This window comes from bacterium, assembly GCA_023135785.1.
GTDB lineage: Bacteria > CAIJMQ01 > CAIJMQ01 > CAIJMQ01 > CAIJMQ01 > CAZNJA01.
The window spans coordinates 1-6,470 of the sequence record JAGLSL010000013.1 but is presented as its reverse complement, the minus strand read 5'-3'; the positions used below and the strand labels follow the sequence as shown (position 1 = coordinate 6,470).

Sequence of the window (6,470 nt, the reverse complement as noted above, 5' to 3'; positions counted from 1 at the left end):
AGTTTTCCAGAGAACTGAAAAAACGCGCAAAAGCATCCTGGCAGGTGTCTTCTGCATCTTCAATGTTGCGTGTTATTCTAAACGCAGTTTGAAATACTCCAGAATATGTAAGTTTTACGAACTTCGCCATTGCTTTTTTATCTCCCTCTATGATTCTTTTTTGCAATTCGCCGAAAGTATCCAATTTAGTTTCCATCCTTTAGACGTGACTGATGATAAAAAGTTTACCCTGTTAGAGAGTAAAACTTATAACTATTTTTCTTAAGTGCAGGAACGGGGTTGACACCCACATAATAATATAGTAGCATACCGCTTAAAATAATTAGGATACGAGTATAACAAAATAAAAAAATGTCTACGAAATCTTCTTTAAAAAGAGCAAGGCAGATAAAAGAAAGAAATGTCAGGAATAAAAGAGTAAAAAAATCTTTTAAAACGGCAATCAAAAAGCTTGAACTTGGGATCAAAGAAAAAAAGGATATCCAAGAATTGAATCCTCTTCTTACTAAGGCTGTTTCTTTGATAGACAAAGCTGCTAAAAAAGGAGTTCTTCATAAAAATACCGCAGGAAGAAAGAAATCTCTGATTAGTAAAAAAATCAAAAAACATTTGGCTAAATAGCAAAAACCTGCCGAAAATCTATTTTGTAATTCTAAAGAGCAGTAGCTCCATACTCAATTCCGGTTCGCCACCTCTTTTTATTTGGATATCCGTATCAAGTAAAAGATTAAAACATGCTTTCAAATCTTCCCAACTGAAAGTTTTTGTATGGGCGAGGAATTCATTTCTTTTGAAATATGGAATTTTTGCCTGCTCCAATGCCTTGTAATTATTAACTCCCTTTAAAATCAGAGCTTTTGTTTCCCATAGTTTTGCGAATTGCCATCTCAACATCCCTATAATCTGTTGCGGAGAGGTTTGTCCGGATAATAGCATTCTCAATATATTTAAACTGCGATGCGTATTTTTTTTGCTTATATTGTCTATTAATGCGAAAACATCGTATGTTTTAATGTCTATTCCAATTTCTTTTATATCTTTAAGCCCTATGATTTCTTTGTCTTTGGCGTAGGCGATTAATTTATCTAATTCCCTTACAAGAAGCGAAAAGTTTACCCCGGTATTTTCTAAAAGCAGAGAAAATGTATCTGAATCTATGCGTTTATTGTCTTCTTTTAGCCGTCTTGCCGCCCATTGTCTAATTTGAGGTCGAGTAGGTTTTCTGAAAAGAACTACTCTGCCATTTTTTGATATAAGCTGCCTTAGTGACGCCGAAATTTTAGAACCGGAAAGAATAAAACAATTTGTTGATGGGATTTTGTCCGTATTTTTACCCAATTGCGTTATAATTTTCGAAGGTAATTCTTCGGCGTTTTTTATTACTATTATTTTTAATTGCGATAAAAACGGCAGTGAAAAAAGGGAATGGAAAAATTCTTTAGAGTCTATTTCTTCAGCGTAGTGAGTACTCCAGTTAAACTCTGGATAATTTATTTTTTTCTTTAAACTTTGTAAAAAGTCATTTTTAAATACTTCTGCTTCTCCCTCCAGGAAATAAATTTTTGCGAAATTTTTATTTTCAAATGCTTCCAAAATTTCATCTATTTTCATATTGCACCAAAATAAATCAGTTCGGAATTAATCGAAATACTATGGAAATATATTGAAATATAACTAAAACAATACTTTGAAATACATTGTTCCTATTCTTAGTATTTTGCTTTTTAAAAGTTTCCAATTCTTTAGCAATATATTTCTATTGTATATCTACTGCATTTCTACGGTATTTCCAGTTTTTATTTTGTCACCATGGCTCTGTAATTCTTTCGATTATGCTGCGAGCCGTTTTTTCCGCTACCCATTTAGTTACCTCATCTTCCGTTTTTGCCAGACTACCGGCGAGAAAATAGTTAACCGATTCGCTTTCTTTGAAATCCCCTTTCCATAATATTTCTTTTTGGGGTATAGACTCAAAGCGGACACTGATTTCTATAGTTAAACTTCCTCCTATGACGTTATCCTCTTCGTCATAAATCAATGGAGATCTTTTGAAATCTTTCACCTCGCCAATTAAGCTGGCTTGAGCATTTTCTTCATTAGTAAGTTTAAAAGTGCTGTCAAGGATAATTTCTTCCCTCATTGCGTCGGTTACGATGGCAGAAATACCGGGATAATAAGTTGAGTTTTTAAATGTTGGTACATAGATAGTTTTCAGGTCTTCTCTTATTGGGGAAAAAGGTTTATATCCGCATCCGGTTGAAAATAATGCGACTATGGCAAAAAAAACAACAAAAACATAGCAAGTTGTGAATCTAATTTTTGTTTTCATTCTTGAGAATATTGTCTAGACGGGACTTGGAATATTTTGCCCAGATTGAATCAGGGGATTTTTCTATAATTTGCAGGTAATATATTTTTGCCGCGTTTGGCTCGTCGTTTTTTTCATAAAACCTCGCAATCTCATAAATTCTTTCGATTTTTCGGTCGTTTAGCTTTTTTAGTTCGGCTTTTGCGGCATTGGAAAATTCGCTTTCAGGATATCTGTTGACAAAATCTTCAAGATTTTTTATTGCATTTTCAAAAATTTGTTCACTGTTGGGGAATTTTATAGATTCTTTTAACCAACATATGGCTTTTAGATATTCGGCTTCTTCAATCCATGCAGAATCGGGATATTGTATGGAAAGTTTTCCAAATTCAGCTCTGGCTGTTTCGTATTTGCCAAGTTTCATATAACAGTCGGCTATTCTAAACTGCATTTCATCGACTTTTTCATAATAAGGATAATTTTTAATAGCCATTTGGTAAATATTTGCGGCTTTTTCCCAACTGCTGATAGCAAAAATTCCTTTGGCTTTTTCTGTTATAGACATATTCTCTGATTTTTTGTTGTAAAAGTAATCGGCAATTTTTTTCTGTTTTTCTATAATTTCTTTTAGTTTGTTCGTAGAAGGAAATTTATCAATTACTTTTTGGTAACTTTGGCAGGCTTCATATGGAAGCCCTAGTTTTTCCTGACAGTCCCCAATCATGAATTGTGATTCAGATGCTTCTTGACTTGTAGGGAAGTTTTCCAGTATTTTCTGAAATTCTCTTAATGCGTTTTCATAGTCGCCCGTTTTGTAAACATCCATTGCTAATGTCCATTGTTCTAAAGAAGTCTCGGCAACGTAATATTTTGGGTTTGTCCATTTATTGGTCTCTGACGTCCATTCCCAATAAGCAAAAATTTTACCGACAAAAAACATACAGCAAATGCCGATGAATAACGTTAGAAAAATTATTTTTTTCATTTTTTTATATTTCCATTTTCCTCACGAAAGAAATATGATAGTTAAAATACATAATGCTTTTCTCATTTTAGGAGCGGGCGAGGGGATTCGAACCCCCAACATCAAGCTTGGGAAGCTTGCGCTCTACCATTGAACTACACCCGCACTAAATTCATATTTTATTGTCTTCGGGAGTATATTTATTTGTTTGCAGGTGAGAAATTTCAAAATCGTTGCTTAAAATTCCGTTAATTTTTTAAGTTCAAGAAATCTTTTCTGTATATCCTCTTTTTTTAATTTTTTAAACCTGTCTGCGCCAAATTCTTCAACGGTTAAAGACGCCGTGATTGTACCATACGCCATAGCCTTCTTCAAACTCTTATCGTTCACTTCGCCAGTTTTAGCCAGAAAGCCAATCAAGCCTCCTGCGAAGCTGTCTCCTGCTCCTGTGGGGTCTTTTACTTCTTCCAACGGATATGCGGGCAAATGCATTGTAAAAGAGCGTGTAAACAAAACAGCCCCGTGCTCACCTTTCTTAATTATGACTCCTTTTTTAACTCCTTTAGACAGGATTTTTTTGCCTGCTTTCATAAGGTTGGTTTCTCTTGAGAAATGTCTTGCTTCCAAGTCATTAAAAAGAGCAATATCCACTCTTGGAAGGATTTTAAGTATCTGGTCATTATACTTGTCTATCCAAAAGGTCATGGTGTCCCAAACTATAAGTTCGGTAGCTTTAAGTTGGTTAAGAAGGTCTATTTGAGAGGAAGGAGAATTATTAGCCAAAAACACATATTTAATTTCTTGATATTTTGGCAAAAGAGATGGTGAATAATCTTGAAGCACATTCACATAGGTTGCCAGAACCTCGCGTTCATTAGGATTATCCCCATATTTTGCTTCCCATGCAAAAGTCTTTCCCTTTTTAACCTCCACATTTTTTATATTAATCTTATTTTTCTTCAGGAAGGCCGTATGTTCATCCGGAAAATCTTCTCCTATTACGGAAACTATTATTGGAGTTGCAAAGTAGCCTGCTGATAAGGCGGCGTGTGTTGCCGAACCGCCGAGAATATTTTTTCTTTTGCCGAAGGGCGTTTCCACGCTGTCCAGCGCTAAAGAGCCAAAAATCAATATTTTGTTGTTCATTATTCCCTCCCAAAGTTTATAGTTATCAATCCTTTAGATTCTTCATTTTTATCGGATGGTAAAAATTGCCATCTTCTTAGATAGTTTATTGCTAAAAGGTCCAACTTTGCTTCGCCGGATGATTTTTCCGTTTGAATTTCTTTTACTTCGCCTTTTGCTGAAACGGAAAATTGAAGTGTTACATTAGATATTATACCTGCTTCCTGCGCCCATTGGGGCATTGGCGGATAATAACTTTGTATAACTTCCCTTTTTCCAGTTTCCCACTTAATTGGCTGTTTTTTCTCTTTCAGAGATTCTTCGGGAAGAACCCAATCGGGAAGAGATTTTCTATCTATGGTTGGTTCAAGGTCTTTCTTTAAAGAAATTTCCGTTTTATATTCTGCTATTTCTTTTGTTCTTTGAGCTAACATTTCTTCTTCTATTTGCGGCAATTTTCTTGAAGGAAGAGGTGGACGAATAATATCTATTTCGGGTAGATTGGGCGAAGGGAAAACGGAGCTGGCAGTTCCAATTCCGCGTATTATTTTATCTTTTAGAATCGAACTCTTGCCGATATAATATACTGGAACAATCTGTTTGCCGGAATCTATTTGTTTTTCATCTAATGATAAATCAAATAACAATCCCCAGAAAAGATGCCAACCGACAGAAAGAATCAGGGCTAACCCAAAAATTTTACTTAAATGCATTGTTCTGGTGGCGCTACGGGGAGTCGAACCCCGGTCTGATGGCTGAGAACCATCTGTCCTAGGCCACTAGACGATAGCGCCGATACTTAGTCTATAGCGGATAGTTTATAGCTAATAGCCAACCATAAACTATAGACTATAAACCATCAACTGTTTTTAATTAGTAATTCCGCTATCTGAACGGCATTTAATGCTGCGCCTTTGCGCAGATTATCCGAGACAATCCACAAATTTAAGCCGTTCTGGATGGAATTATCTTCTCTTATCCTTCCTACAAATACTTCATCTTTTCCGTCACAGTCAAGTGCTAAAGGATAAACAGATGATTCGGGATTATCGACTACCTTTATCCCAGGAGCACTACTTAGAATATTTTTTGCTTCTTCTGCGGATAGCTTTTTCTCAGTTTGTATGTTTATCGCTTCAGAATGTCCTCTGAATACAGGAACTCTTACACAAGTTGCGGTAACGGGAAGTTCGGGCTCTTTCATAATTTTCCTGGTCTCATTAACGCATTTGAGCTCTTCTTTTGTGTAATCGTTGTTTTCAAATACATCTATATGCGGAATAACGTTAAATGCTATTTGAGCAGGTAAAACTTTCTCAATATCTTTGGTATTATTATAATTCTTGAAATCCTTTGATACTATTGCTTTAACCTCTTCAATTAACTGCTCAACAGCTTCTTTTCCCCATCCCGAAACGGATTGGTAAGTGCTAACTACAACTCTTTGTATCTTAGCCGCATCGTGAATAGGTTTTAAAGCAACAACCATTTGGATGGTAGAACAGTTAGGATTAGCTATTATGCCTTTATGATTTGCCGCTTCTTCAGGATTTACTTCAGGTATTACCAATGGAACTTCAGGATCCATTCTCCATGCGCTTGAATTGTCTATAACAACTGCGCCTGCTTTAGCGGCTATGGGGCCAAATTTCTTACTGATACCTCCTCCTGCAGAAAAAAGAGCAATATCAACTCCTTCAAAAGAATTTTCGCCTAAAACACTCACCGGTATTTCTTCATTCCTGAAGGATACAGTCTTTCCTTCGGAGCGTTCAGAAGCAAGAGGAAGGAATTTATCTATAGGAAAATTCCTTTGCTCAAGCACTTTAGCCATCTCAACGCCAACTACACCGGTTGCGCCTACGACAGCCACATTATATTTTTCTTTTTTAATCATAAGAGATTAACTCCAAAACTGTTTATATATATTTGACCCACATTCAAAACAATAAGACTTTATTTTAAGCTTCCCATAAGAAGCAGTCGTCTAATAACGACTTATCTCTAACGGGGTGAACGAAATTCTATCAAAACTTCCGAATAATTACAAAATGCAGAAGTTCAGAAACATAA

The 6,470-nt window shown here is 35.7% G+C and carries 8 protein-coding genes and 2 tRNA genes; 1 reads left to right on the top strand and 9 read right to left on the bottom strand.

Features of this window, described 5'->3' with window-relative positions; translation table 11 throughout:
• On the bottom strand, window positions 1–196 hold a 196-nt coding region (locus tag KAS42_01360), incomplete at its 3' end, for a hypothetical protein (GenBank protein MCK4904879.1).
• Between the two features lie 155 nt (window positions 197–351).
• On the opposite strand from KAS42_01360, the gene rpsT reads away from it, so the two are divergent.
• Window positions 352–621 (top strand): 30S ribosomal protein S20, encoded by a 270-nt coding sequence (rpsT, locus tag KAS42_01355; protein MCK4904878.1) that lies wholly within the window; start codon window positions 352–354, stop codon window positions 619–621.
• 18 nt (window positions 622–639) lie between these two features.
• Here rpsT and holA read toward each other — a convergent pair whose 3' ends face one another.
• The 8 genes from holA to KAS42_01315 form a co-directional block, all read right to left on the bottom strand.
• Entirely contained in the window at window positions 640–1,611 is a 972-nt protein-coding gene (gene holA, locus KAS42_01350) for a DNA polymerase III subunit delta (protein ID MCK4904877.1), read from the bottom strand.
• 193 nt (window positions 1,612–1,804) lie between these two features.
• The gene (locus KAS42_01345) at window positions 1,805–2,329 is read right to left on the bottom strand and encodes an LptE family protein (protein MCK4904876.1); all 525 of its coding nucleotides are present in this window, start codon (window positions 2,327–2,329) and stop codon (window positions 1,805–1,807) included.
• Window positions 2,313–3,293 carry a tetratricopeptide repeat protein gene (locus KAS42_01340; GenBank protein ID MCK4904875.1) on the bottom strand — a complete coding sequence of 327 codons (981 nt, stop codon included), beginning with the start codon at window positions 3,291–3,293 and terminating at the stop codon, window positions 2,313–2,315. Before KAS42_01340 ends, KAS42_01345 begins: the two co-directional genes overlap by 17 nt.
• 72 nt (window positions 3,294–3,365) lie before the next feature.
• Window positions 3,366–3,437 (bottom strand) — tRNA-Gly (locus tag KAS42_01335).
• 72 nt (window positions 3,438–3,509) lie between these two features.
• Window positions 3,510–4,418, bottom strand: coding sequence for a sugar kinase (locus tag KAS42_01330; protein MCK4904874.1), 909 nt, complete (start codon window positions 4,416–4,418; stop codon window positions 3,510–3,512).
• Window positions 4,418–5,110 (bottom strand): TonB family protein, encoded by a 693-nt coding sequence (locus tag KAS42_01325; protein MCK4904873.1) that lies wholly within the window; start codon window positions 5,108–5,110, stop codon window positions 4,418–4,420. The genes KAS42_01330 and KAS42_01325 overlap by 1 nt, the downstream gene beginning before the upstream one ends.
• Window positions 5,111–5,115: 5 nt before the next feature.
• Window positions 5,116–5,191 (bottom strand) — tRNA-Glu (locus tag KAS42_01320).
• A gap of 65 nt (window positions 5,192–5,256) precedes the next feature.
• Window positions 5,257–6,294, bottom strand: a complete 1,038-nt coding sequence (locus tag KAS42_01315) for an aspartate-semialdehyde dehydrogenase (GenBank protein ID MCK4904872.1) — start codon at window positions 6,292–6,294, stop codon at window positions 5,257–5,259.
• Window positions 6,295–6,470: the final 176 nt, after the last annotated feature.

Bases quoted from the DNA above. Each gene is read 5' to 3' on its own strand.
- rpsT (MCK4904878.1), top strand. From the start codon at position 352: ATGTCTACGAAATCTTCTTTAAAAAGAGCAAGGCAGATAAAAGAAAGA.
- holA (MCK4904877.1), bottom strand. From the start codon at position 1,611: ATGAAAATAGATGAAATTTTGGAAGCATTTGAAAATAAAAATTTCGCA.
- KAS42_01345 (MCK4904876.1), bottom strand. From the start codon at position 2,329: ATGAAAACAAAAATTAGATTCACAACTTGCTATGTTTTTGTTGTTTTT.
- KAS42_01340 (MCK4904875.1), bottom strand. From the start codon at position 3,293: ATGAAAAAAATAATTTTTCTAACGTTATTCATCGGCATTTGCTGTATG.
- KAS42_01330 (MCK4904874.1), bottom strand. From the start codon at position 4,418: ATGAACAACAAAATATTGATTTTTGGCTCTTTAGCGCTGGACAGCGTG.
- KAS42_01325 (MCK4904873.1), bottom strand. From the start codon at position 5,110: ATGCATTTAAGTAAAATTTTTGGGTTAGCCCTGATTCTTTCTGTCGGT.
- KAS42_01315 (MCK4904872.1), bottom strand. From the start codon at position 6,294: ATGATTAAAAAAGAAAAATATAATGTGGCTGTCGTAGGCGCAACCGGT.